Origin of the sequence: Rhodopila sp., from assembly GCF_965277825.1 — a bacterium.
Taxonomy (GTDB): Bacteria; Pseudomonadota; Alphaproteobacteria; order Acetobacterales; family Acetobacteraceae; genus Rhodopila.
On the sequence record NZ_OZ255846.1, the window covers coordinates 1,437,073 to 1,452,655 of the forward strand.

The 15,583-nt window shown below is 66.0% G+C and carries 15 protein-coding genes and 1 tRNA gene; 7 read left to right on the forward strand and 9 right to left on the reverse strand.

Going from position 1 to position 15,583, the window contains the following annotated elements; translation table 11 throughout:
* Window positions 1–40: 40 nt before the first annotated feature.
* Together ACQY4T_RS07275 and ACQY4T_RS07280 are read right to left on the reverse strand one after the other, a co-directional pair.
* On the reverse strand, window positions 41–826 hold the full coding sequence (locus ACQY4T_RS07275; RefSeq protein WP_428539444.1) for an HpcH/HpaI aldolase family protein: 786 nt from the start codon (window positions 824–826) through the stop codon (window positions 41–43).
* Between the two features lie 77 nt (window positions 827–903).
* Window positions 904–2,592: a cisplatin damage response ATP-dependent DNA ligase gene (locus ACQY4T_RS07280; RefSeq protein WP_428539447.1), complete on the reverse strand. Its 1,689-nt coding sequence runs from the start codon at window positions 2,590–2,592 to the stop codon at window positions 904–906.
* Window positions 2,593–2,599: 7 nt separating this feature from the next.
* Here ACQY4T_RS07280 and ACQY4T_RS07285 point away from each other — a divergent pair.
* A tRNA-Pro gene (locus ACQY4T_RS07285) sits at window positions 2,600–2,676 on the forward strand.
* Between the two features lie 151 nt (window positions 2,677–2,827).
* On the opposite strand, the gene ACQY4T_RS07290 is transcribed toward ACQY4T_RS07285, so the two are convergent.
* The 3 genes from ACQY4T_RS07290 to ACQY4T_RS07300 form a co-directional block, all read right to left on the reverse strand.
* Window positions 2,828–4,102, reverse strand: a complete 1,275-nt coding sequence (locus tag ACQY4T_RS07290; RefSeq protein WP_428539450.1) for an MmgE/PrpD family protein — start codon at window positions 4,100–4,102, stop codon at window positions 2,828–2,830.
* Between the two features lie 183 nt (window positions 4,103–4,285).
* Window positions 4,286–5,158 carry a dienelactone hydrolase family protein gene (locus ACQY4T_RS07295; protein ID WP_428539453.1) on the reverse strand — a complete coding sequence of 291 codons (873 nt, stop codon included), beginning with the start codon at window positions 5,156–5,158 and terminating at the stop codon, window positions 4,286–4,288.
* Window positions 5,159–5,303: 145 nt separating this feature from the next.
* Window positions 5,304–6,521: an NADP-dependent isocitrate dehydrogenase gene (locus tag ACQY4T_RS07300; RefSeq protein WP_428539456.1), complete on the reverse strand. Its 1,218-nt coding sequence runs from the start codon at window positions 6,519–6,521 to the stop codon at window positions 5,304–5,306.
* A gap of 751 nt (window positions 6,522–7,272) precedes the next feature.
* Between ACQY4T_RS07300 and ACQY4T_RS07305 the strand changes: the two genes are divergently transcribed.
* The 4 genes from ACQY4T_RS07305 (at window position 7,273) to ACQY4T_RS07320 (ending at window position 11,468) form a co-directional block, all read left to right on the forward strand.
* Complete coding sequence (locus ACQY4T_RS07305; protein WP_428539459.1) at window positions 7,273–7,851, forward strand: NUDIX domain-containing protein; 579 nt, start codon at window positions 7,273–7,275, stop codon at window positions 7,849–7,851.
* Window positions 7,848–8,198 (forward strand): hypothetical protein, encoded by a 351-nt coding sequence (locus ACQY4T_RS07310; protein ID WP_428539462.1) that lies wholly within the window; start codon window positions 7,848–7,850, stop codon window positions 8,196–8,198. Before ACQY4T_RS07305 ends, ACQY4T_RS07310 begins: the two co-directional genes overlap by 4 nt.
* A 251-nt stretch (window positions 8,199–8,449) precedes the next feature.
* Window positions 8,450–8,755: a hypothetical protein gene (locus tag ACQY4T_RS07315; protein ID WP_428539465.1), complete on the forward strand. Its 306-nt coding sequence runs from the start codon at window positions 8,450–8,452 to the stop codon at window positions 8,753–8,755.
* A gap of 283 nt (window positions 8,756–9,038) precedes the next feature.
* A complete protein-coding gene (locus tag ACQY4T_RS07320) occupies window positions 9,039–11,468 on the forward strand; it encodes a response regulator (RefSeq protein ID WP_428539468.1) in 2,430 nt (809 codons plus the stop codon).
* 26 nt (window positions 11,469–11,494) lie between these two features.
* On the opposite strand, the gene ACQY4T_RS07325 is transcribed toward ACQY4T_RS07320, so the two are convergent.
* Together ACQY4T_RS07325 and ACQY4T_RS07330 are read right to left on the reverse strand one after the other, a co-directional pair.
* Window positions 11,495–12,361 carry a TIGR01459 family HAD-type hydrolase gene (locus ACQY4T_RS07325; RefSeq protein WP_428539471.1) on the reverse strand — a complete coding sequence of 289 codons (867 nt, stop codon included), beginning with the start codon at window positions 12,359–12,361 and terminating at the stop codon, window positions 11,495–11,497.
* Between the two features lie 4 nt (window positions 12,362–12,365).
* Window positions 12,366–13,430, reverse strand: coding sequence for a quinone-dependent dihydroorotate dehydrogenase (locus ACQY4T_RS07330; RefSeq protein ID WP_428539474.1), 1,065 nt, complete (start codon window positions 13,428–13,430; stop codon window positions 12,366–12,368).
* A gap of 130 nt (window positions 13,431–13,560) precedes the next feature.
* Between ACQY4T_RS07330 and ACQY4T_RS07335 the strand changes: the two genes are divergently transcribed.
* The gene (locus ACQY4T_RS07335) at window positions 13,561–13,794 is read left to right on the forward strand and encodes a hypothetical protein (RefSeq protein WP_428542759.1); all 234 of its coding nucleotides are present in this window, start codon (window positions 13,561–13,563) and stop codon (window positions 13,792–13,794) included.
* Between the two features lie 60 nt (window positions 13,795–13,854).
* Here ACQY4T_RS07335 and ACQY4T_RS07340 read toward each other — a convergent pair whose 3' ends face one another.
* Both ACQY4T_RS07340 and ACQY4T_RS07345 read right to left on the reverse strand, forming a co-directional pair.
* A complete protein-coding gene (locus ACQY4T_RS07340; protein ID WP_428539477.1) occupies window positions 13,855–14,091 on the reverse strand; it encodes a hypothetical protein in 237 nt (78 codons plus the stop codon).
* Window positions 14,092–14,249: 158 nt separating this feature from the next.
* Window positions 14,250–14,633, reverse strand: coding sequence for a hypothetical protein (locus ACQY4T_RS07345; RefSeq protein ID WP_428539480.1), 384 nt, complete (start codon window positions 14,631–14,633; stop codon window positions 14,250–14,252).
* 189 nt (window positions 14,634–14,822) lie between these two features.
* Here ACQY4T_RS07345 and ACQY4T_RS07350 point away from each other — a divergent pair, with 189 nt between their 5' ends.
* The gene (locus ACQY4T_RS07350; protein WP_428539483.1) at window positions 14,823–15,470 is read left to right on the forward strand and encodes a S24 family peptidase; all 648 of its coding nucleotides are present in this window, start codon (window positions 14,823–14,825) and stop codon (window positions 15,468–15,470) included.
* Window positions 15,471–15,583: the final 113 nt, after the last annotated feature.

Consider the following 15,583-nt stretch of genomic DNA (forward strand, 5'->3'; position numbering starts at 1 on the left):
TTAAGCTTCGTTCAGGATGTCTTGCATCGGGGGGATTTGTTCAGGCGCCCAGGCGTTCGAAGAACGCCGAACGCTGGGTGGCGCCGCTCACGATGTAGCTGTGATCGGATCCGGTCAACACGAAGCGGGCGCCCATGGCGACATAGCGCGAGGCGTGTTCCTCGTCGTAGACGCCGCCCATTCCAAGCACCTTTTTGTGCCGCAGACAGGCCTCGCCGACCGCCTGGTAGGCATCGACCACCTTCGGGTGGCCCATTCGCCCGGAGATGCCGAGCGCGGCGGTGAGGTCGGAAGTGCCGATGAAGAGTACGTCCACGCCGGGGGTGGCGGCAATGGCGTCGGCGTTGCTGACCGCCTCGGGGCTTTCCAGCATCACGATGGTCAGGATTTCGGCGTTGATCGCGGCCTGAGCCTCGGCGTTGGCAGGCGGCTGGTAGCCATAGACCGCGGGTGGGCCGCCCCAGCTTCGCGAGCCCATCGGCGGGTAGTGGAACGCATCGGCGATGCGCGCGGCATCGGCGGCGGTATCGACGTGCGGCACGACAATTCCCAGCGCGCCATTGTCCAACGCTCGTGTGGCTTCGTCCAGCGCGCCGGCACAGACGCGGACGATCGGTGTGACCCCGGTGGGCAGCGCGGCGATGCAGAGTTGCGTGGTTTCCTGGACGCTGAAGGCGCCGTGTTCGGTATCGATGAAGATCCAGTCGTGGCCGGTGGCGCCGGCTAGCACCGGGGTTGCGACGGTGCGCAGGTGATGCACGCCAAAACCCAGCGCCAGCTTGCCGGACTTGAGCCGCGCCTTGGTGGTATTGATGGTCAAGGCCATGGCTGGTCTCCAGTGTCTCGACCGAGGCCAGCATGTGATGCCGCCGGGGTCAATCGGTTGGCGTTAGCCGGTTCGGATCAATCCACTGGCGCGCGGTTTTCCACCAGGGCCATCAGGGTTTCAAGGTGGTCCGCCTCGGCGGCCGGCTTGTCGCGGCGGATGCGGGCCAGCCGAGGGAATCGCATCGCCACGCCGGATTTGTGCCGGTTGGACAGTTGCACCGCATCGAACGCCACCTCCAGCACCATGGATTTTTCCACTTCGCGGACCGGACCGAAGCGGGCGGTGGTGTGGTTGCGGATCCAGCGATCGAGAAAGCCCAGTTCCTGGTCGGTGAAGCCGAAATAGGCCTTGCCGACGGGAACCAGTTCCTCGCCGCGCCAGACGCCGAAGGTGTAGTCGGAATAGAAGCTGCTGCGTTTGCCGTGGCCGCGCTGGGCATACATCATCACCGCGTCCACCGTCAGCGGGTCGCGCTTCCATTTCCACCATTGACCCTTGACCCGGCCCGGCAGATAGGGGCTGTCGCCGCGTTTCAGCATCAGCCCCTCGATCGAGGCGGCGCGGGCGCCGTTGCGCAGCGTCATCAGGTCCTGCAGCGAGTCGAAGCGGATCAGCGGCGAGATATCCATCCGGTCGGGGCGGGTGCGGGCGATCCATTGCTCGAGACGGGCGCGGCGCTGGTCGAACGGCAGCGGGCGGAGGTCCTCGGTTTCGTCGAACAGCAGGTCGTAGAGGCGGACGCCGACCGGGAAGCGCTGCATCATGCCGGGCGTGACAATCTTGCGGTTCAGGCGTTGCTGCAGGTCGGCGAACGGCGCGACCCCGCCGTTGCGCAGCACCAGCAGCTCGCCGTCGAGCACGGCGTGGAAGTCCATCGCCGCGACGATTTCGGGGAAGGCGGCGGAGATGTCGTCGGCGCCGCGGGAAAACAGCCGCCGGCCGCCGGTGGTGGCGACCAGTTGCACCCGGATGCCGTCCCATTTCCATTCCGCCCGCCAGTCCGGGGGATGCAGCGCGGCGATGTCGGATGCCTCTAGTGGGTGGGCCAGCATGGGTGGGCGGAACACCGGGGCATCGGCCGGATCGGGTTTCGGTCCGTTGCCTTCCAGCCAGGCGAACAGTGAAAGGTAAGGCGGGTGCAGCCCATGCCAGACCTCCTCCACGTCGTCGGCGGCGACGCCGCCGATCTCGGCCAGGGCGATCTTGGCCAGCCGGCTGGAGGCGCCGACCCGCAGGCCGCCGGTGATCAGCTTGAGCAGCGCCAGCCGGGTGGAGGCATCGGCGCCGTCGAGCCAGCCGGCGACCAGCGCGGGCAGCGCGGCCTTGGGCGTGGTGTGCAGCGTGTCGACCAATTCCGCCAGGCTGGGGGGCGCCGCTTGGGTTGGCGCGGCGGGCCAGATCAGGGCGACGGTTTCCGCCAGGTCGCCGACATAGTCGTACGACCAGTCGAACAGCATCGGATCGGTGCGCGATGCGGCGAGTTCGCGGATCAGGCCGGGCTTGGCGGCGGTGAACGACAACTCGCCGGTGATCGCGGCGAGGCCGATGCCGCGGTCGGGGTCCGGCTGGGTGGCGAAATAGCGCCGCAGCAGCGCGATCTTGGCGTTGCGCGAGGGGGTAAAGACCAGACGCTCCAGCAGGTCGGCGAAGGCGATCATGTCGGTCCATGTTGGACCGGTGGCGGGGAAACGCCAGCTTGGCGTGGCGGTGATCGGCGGGCGGGCGCATTGCGGTTGCCGGGGCAGGCTGGTAAACCAGGGCACCCAAGGTCGGAGCGTAGCGCAGCCTGGTAGCGCATCAGTCTGGGGGACTGGGGGTCGTGGGTTCGAATCCCGCCGCTCCGACCAATCGCGATTGCACGGATGCGGCGGGTGTCCGGGGCGCCGAACGCCAGCTAAGGCCGAATGGCGTTACCTCCTGCCGCCTTGCTGTTTGCCAAGGTCGATCAGCGCTAAACCCGCACCGTCCTGACGGCGCCGATGGTGAGCCGGCGTCGCGTCACGCCGAGGGATCGCGAGCCTGGGCCAACCGCGCGATCAGCTCGCGCGTGTCGTCCAGTCGATCCAGCCGCATGACCCGCAGGCGCAGGTCGTCGGCGGCCTCAGCGGGCAACATCGCCCGGACATTTGATTCGAACTTGCGCACGATCTCTGCCTCGCCCACGGGGTCGTCGGGGCTGCCGCGGCGTGCCAGGCGTTCGTGTTCGAACACCCGTCCATCCCGTGTGGTCAGCGTCAACCTGCAGCCGTGGCGGAACGGCGCGCCCATTGCCTCCAGCTCGGTTTCCTCGAATGCCGATATGCGGTCGATGAAGGCGAGCACCGTCGGATCGGCCAGGCGATCGGCGTCGTACTGACGCACCGACGCGTCGCGATGCAGCGCCATGACCGCCAAACCGTGGAACAGATTCATCTGCGCCGCCGTCACGCCGGCCGGCTGGTAGGGCCAGGCTGTATGCACAAAGGTCATGTGACTGCATCCGACACTGATCCGGCTGATGTCCTCGGCGCGCAGAGCCCGCTCCGTCATCACTGTGGCGAGGGCGTCCAGCGCGGTGTGGATGCTGGTGACACTGGGGTACAGCTTGAACCCGACCTGCGCGGTCTGCCACGTCGACCCCAGGCCGTCGGTGAGCCGCGCGGCATCGGGATGACCGGAAAACGAGCTCAGGAAACCACCGAAGCCGGCCTCCAGCACATCCAGGATGCCGGTGAAGCCGCGTTGCGCGAGCAACGCCGCCTGTACCCCTGCGTGTGCCGCGCGGCCGGCGTGCAGGCGCTTCACCATCGCCCCCTCCTGCGCCGCCATCAGCCCCGCCGCCATCGAACCCGCGATGCCGAACGCATGCTGCATCGGTTCGGCTTCCAGCCCAAGCATGCGCCCGGCGGTCGCGGCGGCGACGAACACGCCGGAGGTCCCCTGCGGGTGAAAGCCGCGCAGGAACAACGCCATCGTGGCAGCGTTGCCGACGCGGGTGCCGACCTCATAGCCGGCGACGATCGCGGTCAGCAGCTCGGCACCGCTGACGCCGCCGGCGGCCTCGGCGAAAGCGAACGCCACCGGGCAGGCCAGCGAGTTCGGATGCACGATCGATTCCTTGTGGATGTCGTCCATCTCGAAGGCGTGGCCGGCGGTGCCGTTGACCAATGCCGCCTGGGCGATCGAGCCGCGATACGGCGTGCCCCAGAACGATGCGGCCGGGGTCGCCCCTTCGGCCCGGGCGACTTCGCGCACATGCCTGGTCCAGGGCAAGCCGGCGCCGAACAGCGCCACCCAAGGCCATCCAGGACACATAGCTTGGCATGGTCGACGACGTCGGGCGGAATGTCAGCAAACCGCAGTCCGGCGGCGAAGCGGGCGAGGTCACGCGTGGCGTTCGCGAGCAGAGGGGCGGTTTGGCTCACGCGGCTCTACCTTACTTCGCTTTCAGCCGGTTGGTCGCTCCATCGCGGCTAGCTATCCGCCCGGCATGACCCCGAAGCGATGAAACCAGGCGATCGCGCGCTTCCAGGCATCCGCGGCGTCGGCCTGGCGGTAGCTTGGCCGATAATCGGCATGGAAGCCGTGCGGCGCGTCCGGATAGATGACGATGTCGATGGTCTTGTGCGCCGCCTTGGCCTTGGCCTCGGCTTCGCGCACCGCGGAGACCGGAATGGAGGGGTCCTGGCCGCCGTAGAGTCCGAGCAGCGGGCACTTGATATCCGCCGCCAGATCCAGCGCCGATTGCGGCTGGATCGGTGTCGGGGTGCCGAGCAGCGGACCGTAGAACGCGACGGCGGCCTTCAGATGTGGGCTGTGAGCGGCATACAGCCAGGTCTGTCGTCCGCCGCGGCAGAAGCCCATGACGCCGACACGGGTCGAACTGCCGCCGTTCGCCAGCGCCCACGCGGCGGTCGAATCCAGATCGGACATATACTGCGCGTCCGGCGCCTTGGAAATGACGTCGGTGACGATCTGGTGCACATCGGTCATTTTCGATAGATCGCCGATGCGGGCGTAATACTCGGTCGCCACCGCCAGGTAACCCAGCTTGGCCCAGCGTCGGCAGACGTCCTTGATGTATTCGTGGACGCCGAAGATTTCCTCGTTCACCAGGATCACCGGGAACTGCCCATGGCGGGCGGGCTTGGCATAATACGCCGGCAGCTTGCCGTCGGTGGTGGGGATCTGGGTTTCTCCGGCGTCGAGCCCGGTGCTGTCGGTGTGGATCGCCTGCGCCTCGACCCGCTGGGTGGCCAGCGTGAAGCCGCTGATCAGCCCGGTCATCACTACGCCCCGACGCGCCAGCTTGTAGCCACGCAGGCCGCCGAATTCGGTCATGTCGTCCATGTTCGCCTCCATAGACTGGGCATCCTGCCAGACACTCCATTGGCCCGACTGCTGGGCACCCCGATGGGCCTTTCACTCGGCCTTCCACTGGGCCTCCCATTGGCACGCCAGCGGAAATCGCCGCGACGTTGCAGCTTGCGGGTCGTTACTTCATTGCCTGGCGCAGATTGTCGTCGAGTTGCCCGAGGAATGCCTGGGTGGTCATCCAGGGCTGGTCGGGGCCGATCAGGGTTGACAGGTCGCGGGTCATGTGGCCGCTTTCCACGGTCTCGATGCAGACCTTCTCCAGCGTTTCGGCGAACGCGGTGACGTCGGGGGTGTTGTCGAAGCGGCCGCGATAGATCAGCCCTCGGGTCCAGGCGAAGATCGAGGCGATCGGGTTGGTCGAGGTCTGCTTGCCCTGCTGGTGCTGGCGGAAATGGCGGGTGACGGTGCCGTGCGCGGCCTCGGCCTCGACCTTGGTGCCGTCCGGGGACAGCAGCACCGAGGTCATCAGGCCGAGCGAGCCGAAGCCTTGCGCCACGGTGTCGGATTGGACGTCGCCGTCGTAGTTCTTGCAGGCCCAGACATAGGCGCCGTTCCACTTCAGCGCGCAGGCCACCATGTCGTCGATCAGGCGGTGTTCGTAGGTCAGGCCGCGCTGGTCGAATTCGGGCTTGAATTCGTTCTGGTAGATGGTGGCGAAGATATCCATGAAGTAGCCGTCGTATGACTTCAGGATGGTGTTCTTGGTGGAAAAGTACAACGGCCAGCCGCGCATCAGCGCGTAGTTGAAGCTGGCTCGGGCGAAGCCCTCGATCGAGGCGCGGGTGTTGTGCATCGCCATCGCTACGCCACCGCCGTCCTTGAAGTCGTGCACCTCCAGCGTCTGGGCGGGGCCGCCGCCGGTGGGCTGGTAGGTCAGCGTGACGGTGCCCGGGCCGGCGATCTTCATTTCCGTGGCTCGGTAGATGTCGCCGTAGGCGTGGCGGCCGATGACGATCGGCTGGGTCCAATGCGGCACCAGGCGGGGCACATTCTTGCAGATGATCGGCTCGCGGAAGATGGTGCCGTCGAGGATATTGCGCAGCGTGCCGTTCGGACTGCGGTACATCCGCTGCAGGCCGAACTCGCTGACCCGAGCCTCGTCGGGAGTAATGGTCGCGCACTTCACGCCGACGCCGTAGCGGGCGATCGCGTGGGCCGCGTCGACCGTTACCTGATCGTCGGTCTGGTCGCGATACTCGATGCCAAGGTCGTAGTATTTCAGATCGATGTCGAGGTAGGGAAGGATCAGCTTTTCCTTGATGAAACCCCAGATGATACGGGTCATCTCATCCCCGTCCAACTCGACGACCGGGGTCTTGACCGTGATTTTTGCCATCATATCCTCTCGACGCGAACATACCTGAAAGCGGCCCTGGCGGCTTCCCGAAACAGGTTGGACCTTCGCACCGCGCGGCTATCCGGGCAAGCCGGCGGCCCGGCCGGACCGAGACGGCGCGCGCCGCCCTGCCGGAGTGGTGGTACCAAGCGGTGAACGAGTCGGCCGACGTGAAATCGGTGCCACGATGTCGTCCGGGCGCCCATGTTAACGATCCGTTCACCATTGCCGGTTAGTCTTGTGGGCATGTTGTCGCCCGCGACTTTCATCGGCATCGCCAAGGCTGTCGGCCAGCCCGCCCCGGCTGCAGGGCGTTCGGTTGGCCCGGCCGCACCTGCCCAAGCTGGGCGCCCGGCGGGTGTGCAGCCGGTGCGGATACTGACCACGCCGCCGGTGACTGCGCCGATCGCGCCGCTGGCATCGCCGAAGACGGGGTCGCCGGTCGCGGCGGCGTCAGGGGCGATGGGAGCGCCCGGCACGACCACGACACCGCCGCGTAACTTGCCGCGGGGGTCGTTGCTGGACCTCAGTGTATAGCCTGAACCGCTCACGCTCGTGTCCTCCCCGCCATGGCGGCGAATCCAGGCGGGTTGCAGGATCGCTGGTTGTGGCGTGCACCGATGGGAAGTGGTGGGAAAGCCGGCGTCCGAGGGCAGTTTCGGCTCAGTTTCAGGCTGCGGCAGGCCGCTGATCCCCGCCGTCGCCCGTTTCGGGCTTGATCCCGATCGGTGGACAGGTCACGTTTAATGGTATGTCGTCGTTTGTCCGGCAGGTCCCCGAAGGTGATAATCGTGAGCGCGAGGTATGCGCCGCATGCGGATATGTAGCCTATGAGAACCCGAAGGTCGTCGTCGGGTCGGTCGTGTTGGCCGATGGCCGGGTGCTGATGTGTCGCCGCGCCATCGAACCGCGCAAGGGGTTCTGGACGCTGCCGGCCGGTTACATGGAGCTCGGCGAAACCCTCGAAGAGGGAGCCGCCCGCGAGGCGCTCGAGGAAGCCGAGGCGGTGATCACCATCGAGGGCATCCTGGGGGTGTTCAGCATTGCCCGGATCGGCCAGGTGCAAGTGATTTTCCGGGCCCGCTTCAGCGACGCCGGACCGCCGGTGTTTGCCGCCGGCCCGGAAAGCCTCGACGTCCGCCTGTTCGCGGCGGACGAAATACCGTGGGACCAGATCGCGTTCCCATCGGTGCATTGGGCGCTAGATGCATGGCGGAAAGCCAGGGCCGGTCCGCTGGGTCGGCCTGCCGGCAATCCACAGCAAGACCAGCGTGGCATGCAACGGCTGGTCTCGCCATCGGCCAACCTGCCGAACGACGCGCCGCGATGACGCGGGCTCTGCTGACAGCGGCTGTGATACTCGGCCCGGTCATACTGGGCGGCGGCGCGCCTGGTTGCGGCGTCGGCCTGGCGGCTCAGGTCAACCCGAAGGACTTCCCGGTGCCGCCAATTCCGCCGGATCATCCGTCGCTTGCCGAGACTGCCCCGGTCCCCAACGCGGACGCGCAGGCGCCGGCTGCCCCGCAGTCGACCTCGCCCAGCGTCGATGTCAAGCTGTATCGTACCCGGCCGTATGATCCGGGCTACGGGTTTGCGCCTGGTTCGCGCTATCAGGACAACGAGGAGCGCAAGCCGATCCAGACCCCCGGCCTGGTCATCAGTGTGCCGATCCAATAGGTCGCACCACACGGGCTGGGCCGAAAAATCCCATGCGGCATAGATGGCCTTGGAGCAACGGCGCCAGTAACCGGCAGTTCATCTCTGATATCGTAGTGTCTGGAGTCTGACGCTGACCGCATGGCGCAGGCAACGGGCAGGCCGCTTGCAAGCAAAGCACGGGTGTCACGGATAGGTTCGCCCGCGGTGGTGAACGTCAGGTTCGGGACACCACATGACGCTTTGACGTCGCCCAGATCACGGAGACCGAGATGAAAAAAATCACCAGCACACGATCCGCTCGGCTGAAACGCCGCATCGTCGACGTTGATCTGCGCAATACCCGGCCGTTGCGAGTTCCGGGGGCGACGATTACCGCCTGGCCTGCAGCAGCCGAACCCGATCCAGCCAGTCTGGCTGCCGAGCCGGCGCGTGGCGCCACCGTGGCCGGCAGCGGATCGATTGTCGCGCTGAGCGACGAGGATCCGATGGCGGATCAGAACCAGCGAGGCGCGGTCTTGTTGTCGGATGGCACTCGAATCACCTTCGATATGAGAAATCGATCCGACACAGATTAAAGGTGCGCGCATCCGTGAATTTGCAGCATTTTTCCATCCATATTTTTCTGAACAAAGAATGATCTCTTAATCGTGAACGTTTGAAGGCCCGGAACATCCTCGCTTTCGAGCACAAAACCGTGTTCTTACGCGATGTGGACCAAGCAATACGCACGCAAGCCAGACGGCAGTTTGTCAACTCGCGGGCGACAAACCGCGCATCGTATTATGGTTGGTTGGCGGCCGTCGCGCCGAAACAAACAATGTCCGTCGGTCCAGGCGCTGCGGATCGGAGCTTGCTTGAATGAAGCTTTCGACGCGCCTCGTACTGCTGATTCTTGGGTGTCTGCTGCCGATCCTGACGGCGCAGGTTTACTCCCAGGTCAACCTTTATGCCGAACGGCACGAGCAACTGAGCGGCCTGGTGTTGCGACAGGCGGAGCTGGCGAATGCCGATATGTCGAGTATCGTCGACAGTGTGCGCCAGCTTGGCGCTCTGGCCGGCCAACTTCCTTCGGTGCGAACTTCATCAGTGCGCAGTTCGGGACTGGATTGCACGAGCCGGCTGACCGCGCTCCGCCAAGACCTGACGCAGTACCGCTTCCTGGCATTGTTCTCGCCGACCGACGGGAGCTTGCTTTGTGCGTCCGATGGTATGCCATCGGAATTCGCTGGAACCGAGGCCCCTTGGCTGCCTGACCTGCTGAATACGACCGACCTGCGGGTCGGACAACTCGTCTCCGTTCCTACCCAGGGCGGCGGGTTCCTGCCGATCGCGGTGCATATGCCGGGTGTCGGCGCGGGCGACGAGGCAAGGGTGCTGGTGGCGGCGATTAGTACCGATTGGCTGCAGAAACATCTGGAGTCTGCCAAGATCGACCGGTCGCCGGCGATGGCACGCGCGACCATGATTGTCACCGATCGCGACGGCGACATCGTCGGTCGAGTTCCCAACGTCCACTCTTCGGCCGGGCGGCGCGTTCCGGACTGGATGCGCCTGTTGATCAATCATGACGGCCCCGGGGTCGAGACCATCACCGATCCGGGGGGGCGCACCATCGTCGCGGCCTATGTGCCCAGCTCGGTCCCGCCGGCCGGAATGACGGTGATCAATGCCCTGGTGCTGCCCGACCTGACCGCGGATATCGATCAGGCAACCTACCAGGATCTGCTGGTGATCGGCGGCGCGGCGATCGTGGCGCTGATTCTGGCCTGGGTGGCCGGCCGGCGGTTCATCTACCAGCCGACCGAGGCGCTGCTGCAGGCCGCCCGCCGTTGGCGCGAGGGCGACTTGAGCGCGCGCGCTCGGCTGACCGACGCCGGGTCGGAGTTCGCCGCCCTCGGTCAGTCGTTCAACGCGATGGCGGCCGGGCTGCAGGCGCGGGAGATGGAGCGGCGCATGCAATCCAGCTTCCTGGAGGCCCAGGTCGCCGAACGCACCCGCGAACTGTCGGAAAGCAACAACCGCCTGCAGGTCGAAATCGCCGGCCGCGAGAAGACCGAGGCGGCTTTGCATCAGGCGCAGAAGCTGCAGGCCGTGGGTCAGCTCGCCGGCGGCATCGCGCACGATTTCAACAACATGCTGGCGACCGTCCTGGGCAATCTGGAGCTGATGGAGCGGCGGGTGTCGCAGGCCGGCGACGACTGGGCCGGTGCCGACACCGATCGACTGCTGCGGCTGATCGAACGCGCCACCGGGGCAGTGACCAGGGGCGGGCAACTGACCTCGCGGCTGCTTGCGTTCTCCCGCCGCCAGCGCCTTGCCGCCAGGGCGACCGACGTTAACGCGCTGTTGCGCGAGTTGATCACGCTGGCCACCAGCACGCTTGGGCGGCGCGTTCAGGTGGTATCCGAATTGGCCGACGAACTATGGCCGGCGATGGTCGATCCCAGCCAGGTTGAAGCGGCGATCCTCAATCTGTGTCTGAACGCCAGGGATGCGATGCCGGAAGGCGGCCAGTTGACGATCCATACGACCAACGTGCTGATCGAGCCAGGCAGCCGCCGCCACGCCGAAAGCGAACTGACGCCCGGCGGTTATGTACAGATCTGCATTTCCGACACCGGCGTCGGCATGACGCCCGAGGTCAGGGCGCGGGCGTTCGATCCGTTCTTCACCACCAAGGGTCCGAGCGCCGGTTCGGGTCTGGGGCTGAGCCAGGTTTATGGCATGGCGCGCCAATCCGGCGGCAGCGTGGCGATCGCCAGCAAGCCGAATGATGGGACGCGGGTGACGCTGTGTCTGCCGCGAGCGATGAACGTCACGGCCACCGAGTCGAGACCGGCGTCGGAATTGCCTGAACTTCCAGGCCCGGGCGTGCAGAACGAACTGATCCTGGTGGTCGACGATGACCATGCCGTGCGCCAGGTGACCGTCGAGATGGCACGCGACCTTGGCTGTGAGGTGGCGCAGGCGGCGGGCGGTGAGCAGGCGCTGGCGCTGGTCGACAAGCTGACGCCGGCGCCGAAGCTGGTCCTGCTGGACTACGCGATGCCGGGCATGAACGGGCTGCAGCTTGCCCGCGCGCTGCGCGAGCGTGGGATCAGCGCGCCGATCGCGCTGGTCACCGGCTACGCCGAACTGTCGGAGGCCGATGTCGCGGCCGGGCAACTCGCCGGCCTGCTGCGCAAGCCGTTCACCATCCGCGAGTTGCAGGCCTTGCTGACGCAGCTTCGCGCCGCTGCCGAAACCGGCACCCTGCCCTGCCTGGAAACGGGTCTGGCCGAACGCTGAGCGACCTTCCCAAACGCTGAGCGGCCTTACCAGATGAAACGCGGCAGTGTGGCGACTGGCCGAACGCCGGCCTGGCAAGCCGCGGCTTCCGCCGCCGCCGGGTCAATGGCGCCCGCAGCATCCCACAGCTCAGCGGCATGGATGCCATCCATCACCCAGCAGGCAGCAAGGCCGACGCCGACCGCCCCGGCAATGTCGGTACGCAGCGAATCGCCGACCGCCAGCACCTGGTCGGGCGGCAAGGCAAGCTGTTCGAGAACCGGCCGATAGATCGCCGGATCGGGCTTTCCGAGAGATCGCACGTCACCGCCGAGTTGCTGATATCGTACCGCGAGCGCGCCGGCGCACAGCACGCGAACGCCTCCACGGATGACCTCCAAATCGGGATTGGCGCATATCATCTTCAGCCGGTGACGGGCGCAGTCGGCCAGCACCGGCTCGAACTCCGCCATGTTGCTCGGATTGCGGTGGTCGTCTGGGCCGGTGTTGAGCACGAAGTCGGCCCGGGAGGGGTGATCGGCGACGACCAGCGGCAGCCCGTGCAGGACCGGCCGATCGCGATCCGGGCCGAGGTGGAAGACGCGGTTGCCGAGTTCGCTCCACCATGGATCGGGCGGGTGCTGCAATGCGCGGCGCACCGCCTCGCCGCTGGTGAGGATGCCGGTGTAGAGTGAATCCTCGATCCCCATCCGGCGCATCATCGTGCGCACCGCATCGTTCGGACGTGGCACGTTCGACAGCAGCAGGGTTCGCTTGCCCGCCGCGCGCAACTGCTCAAGTGTTTCGACCGCATGGGGGAAGGCGTCGATGCCGTCGTGGATTACCCCCCAGAGGTCGAGGATGAAGCCGCTGTAGCGCTCCGCCAGCGGGGCAAAGCGAGTGAAATGCTGCATTATATTAGATCTGCTCCGCCAGTTCCGCCGCGCGGGTGCCGATCGACTCTGCCAGCGTGGCTAGCCGAGCGTCGCGCAGGGCGACCAGCAGTTCTGCCTTCAGCCGCGGGATCAACGCCGGACCTTGGAAGGCGAAGCTGGTATAGAGTTGCACCAACGAGGCGCCGGCCTGGATTTTGGTCAGCACATCGCCGCCGCTGAAGATTCCGCCGGTGCCGATCAGGACCAGCCGGCCGCGCGCCAGAAGATAGGCTCGCGCCAGCATGGTGGTGGCCAGCTTCTGCAGCGGCAGGCCGGACAGGCCGCCGGCCTCGGTCGCATTGACTGATTTCAGGGCGGCGGGACGCGAGAGCGTGGTGTTGCCGAGGATCAGGCCGGCGACGCCTTGCTCGATGCAGGTTTCGACCACCGCGGCCAGACCGTCCGGGGACAGGTCGGGCGCCAGCTTCACCAGGATCGGCGGCCTTGAGTCGATCGTGGCGACAGCTTGCAGGATCGAGCGTAGCTGGGCCTCGGTCTGCAGGTCGCGCAGCCCCGGCGTGTTCGGCGAGGAGACGTTGATCACCGCGTAGTCGACCAGCGCGCGGACCGCTTCGACCAGCGCCTTGTAGTCGCGCACCGGGTCGGCGCCTTGCTTGTTGATGCCGAGATTGGCCCCGAGCGGGATGCGACGCGGCGACAGCTTCGCCAGATTCCTGGTGTAGATCGCCAGGCCAAGGTTGTTGAAGCCCAGCCGGTTGATGATGCCGAGGTCCTGGGTCAACCGGAACACGCGTGGCCTGGGGTTGCCCGATTGCGGCCTGGGGGTGACCGATCCGGTCTCGACAAATCCGAAGCCCAACCGCAGCAGGGCGGGACCGGCGGCGGCGTTCTTGTCGAAGCCGGCCGCGAGCCCGATCGGGTTGGCGAAGCGGTGTCCCAGGCAATCGACCGCGAGCGCCGGATGGTCGGGGCACCGGGTTGGGGGCACCAGACCCCATGACAGCGCCCGCAAGGCGACGCCGTGGGCGCGCTCAGGATCCAGCAGGCGCAGCGCCGGAAGCGCGGCTGATGCCAATGACGGAAGCATGCGGTTGCGCTTATGCCGGGAACCGGCGGCGCCCGGAAGGGCAAAACCCGCGTCGGGCGTTGGCCGCGGGTGCTGGTGGGCATCGTCGGGCTTTGTTATGCGTGCTGCCGGCCTGACGAAGCGCGAGGCGATGTGGTCCGAACCCTATCTTGAGACGTGCTGTCGCTCCGCTTTGCACCGGCTTTATCTGTGCGATTCGGCCGGGCGGCCAGCCGGGCAAAAAGATGATCCGTGCCTACGCCGGCTGATGAATGGCGGCCTGTGTGCCGAGCGACAGGATGGACGTTTCGTGGTCACCGCGGCGGGGCGGCGACGCCACGCCACGGAAGTGTTGCGATCGCCTGTGGCGCCAATTGATGACTGAGGGCCCTGCCATTTTCCGAATCGGTTGCGCGGCCTGGTCGCAGGGAGTGCAGCGCGTCGTTCAGGATAGCGGCGCGGTGACCACCGTCTCCAGGTCGGCCAGTGTCACGCAGACGATGCGTGCGCCATCGGTGGCGGTCAGCATGATCAGGTCGCCGGCGGTCAGCATATCGCTGGCATCGGCCAGGTAGTTTCCGCTGCTGACGGTATCCAGCGTGTCCTTGCCGGTCTTATAGTGCCACAGCGTGAAGCCGTTGGCGTAAGCGAGCACCGACAGGTTGCGGATGGCGAAGGCCATGGCGGGGTTTCTTCCATAAAAAAACCGCTGCCCCGAAGGACAGCGGTTATAGGTTGGGAGGAGGAGAGATCATCGACGGGCGCACCTCGCCCGTTGATGCGGGAACATTAAAGGAAAATGGGCAACGGTGTCAACGATAATTTTCCTAGTTTTCGAAACTAAGTAACGATTCCTTTGACCCGCAATGGCCACTCCAGTCTTTCCAGCGCTTCGGTCCACACGCGATGGTCGTTACGCTCGACGGCAACGGTCAGGCTAGGTGCCATCCGCCGTTCGCCCCAGATCCGCAGGACCCGGGCATGGCCGAGATCGATCCGTCGCTGGCGAAACAGTCCGTCGAGGCATTTGACTACGTCGTCTGGATCGCACGGCCGGCGCAGCAGACCCTTGCCGGCAGTGTAGCGTGCGCCTTCGCGACGTGCGCTCAACGCCGCCATGGTCCAGAGCCAGGCTTCCTCGGCGCTGCCGAACGGTTGCAGTGTGGCGTCGTGATGGACTGGGACTCGATTTGCCCTGGAGATGATGGCGGCGGCATTCGGCATTGGCTGGTTCCCGGAGCGGTCTGAAGCGAGGGTCGCGCGAAGGCGAACTATCACCTGTTCTTTCTATCATAGGTTGCATATGCGTGCAAGTAAATATGGCTCATTTTCCTATTTCATTTGGCAGTCATTCCTAGGATAATGATCCAGAACCGATTCGCCGTGGCGCATCTCCCAGCAGGAGCGAGCTAGATGAAACATGAGGATGTGTGGCGTGCCATCGATACACTGGCCGCTGAAAACGGATGGTCCGCCTCGGGCCTGGCAAAACGCTCCGGGCTGGATGCGACCACGTTCAATCCGTCGAAGCGGCGGATGCCGGACGGCCGGGCGCGCTGGCCCAGCACGGAAAGCGTCGCCAAGGTGCTGGACGCAACCGGGGCGTCGTTGGAAAGCTTCACCTCCCTGGTGTCGGGGGCGCGGGCATTGGCGAGCAGCGCCGGCCGGTCACTGTCGCGACGGGTGCCGCTGATCGGCCTGGCGCAGGCCGGGGGCGAGGGTTATTTCGACGACGGCGGGTATCCGGTCGGCGGCAGTTGGGACGAGGTCAGCCTGCCGGAGATCGCCGATGCCAATGCCTATGCGTTGGAGATCAGCGGCGAGTCGATGGAACCGGTGTTTCGCGACGGCGACCAGGTGATTGTCTCGCCCTCGGCACCGATCCGCCGCGGTGACCGCGTGGTGGTGCGCACCATGGCTGGTGAGGTGATGGCCAAGCAGTTGGCCCGCCGTTCGGCTCGGCGAGTGGATCTAAAGAGCTTGAACCCGGAGCACGCCGACTACAGTTTCGACCTGACCGAAGTGGCCTGGATGCACCGCATCGTCTGGGCCAGCCAGTAAGCTGCGCTGGCCAAGTCGCCGGCAGGCCACGCTGGTTTTACTTTGACGCCGGAACACCCGAGGCGTTTGATATTCGCGGCGGCAGACGGGGTTGCCAGACGGGGGGTGCCAGA

Excerpts from the sequence above, each read along its gene's own strand:
- ACQY4T_RS07275 (WP_428539444.1), bottom strand. The coding sequence starts at position 826 with ATGGCCTTGACCATCAATACCACCAAGGCGCGGCTCAAGTCCGGCAAG.
- ACQY4T_RS07295 (WP_428539453.1), bottom strand. The coding sequence starts at position 5,158 with ATGGACGACATGACCGAATTCGGCGGCCTGCGTGGCTACAAGCTGGCG.
- ACQY4T_RS07300 (WP_428539456.1), bottom strand. The coding sequence starts at position 6,521 with ATGGCAAAAATCACGGTCAAGACCCCGGTCGTCGAGTTGGACGGGGAT.
- ACQY4T_RS07305 (WP_428539459.1), top strand. The coding sequence starts at position 7,273 with ATGTCGTCGTTTGTCCGGCAGGTCCCCGAAGGTGATAATCGTGAGCGC.
- ACQY4T_RS07310 (WP_428539462.1), top strand. The coding sequence starts at position 7,848 with ATGACGCGGGCTCTGCTGACAGCGGCTGTGATACTCGGCCCGGTCATA.
- ACQY4T_RS07315 (WP_428539465.1), top strand. The coding sequence starts at position 8,450 with ATGAAAAAAATCACCAGCACACGATCCGCTCGGCTGAAACGCCGCATC.
- ACQY4T_RS07320 (WP_428539468.1), top strand. The coding sequence starts at position 9,039 with ATGAAGCTTTCGACGCGCCTCGTACTGCTGATTCTTGGGTGTCTGCTG.
- ACQY4T_RS07325 (WP_428539471.1), bottom strand. The coding sequence starts at position 12,361 with ATGCAGCATTTCACTCGCTTTGCCCCGCTGGCGGAGCGCTACAGCGGC.
- ACQY4T_RS07330 (WP_428539474.1), bottom strand. The coding sequence starts at position 13,430 with ATGCTTCCGTCATTGGCATCAGCCGCGCTTCCGGCGCTGCGCCTGCTG.
- ACQY4T_RS07335 (WP_428542759.1), top strand. The coding sequence starts at position 13,561 with ATGTGGTCCGAACCCTATCTTGAGACGTGCTGTCGCTCCGCTTTGCAC.
- ACQY4T_RS07340 (WP_428539477.1), bottom strand. The coding sequence starts at position 14,091 with ATGGCCTTCGCCATCCGCAACCTGTCGGTGCTCGCTTACGCCAACGGC.
- ACQY4T_RS07345 (WP_428539480.1), bottom strand. The coding sequence starts at position 14,633 with ATGCCGAATGCCGCCGCCATCATCTCCAGGGCAAATCGAGTCCCAGTC.
- ACQY4T_RS07350 (WP_428539483.1), top strand. The coding sequence starts at position 14,823 with ATGAAACATGAGGATGTGTGGCGTGCCATCGATACACTGGCCGCTGAA.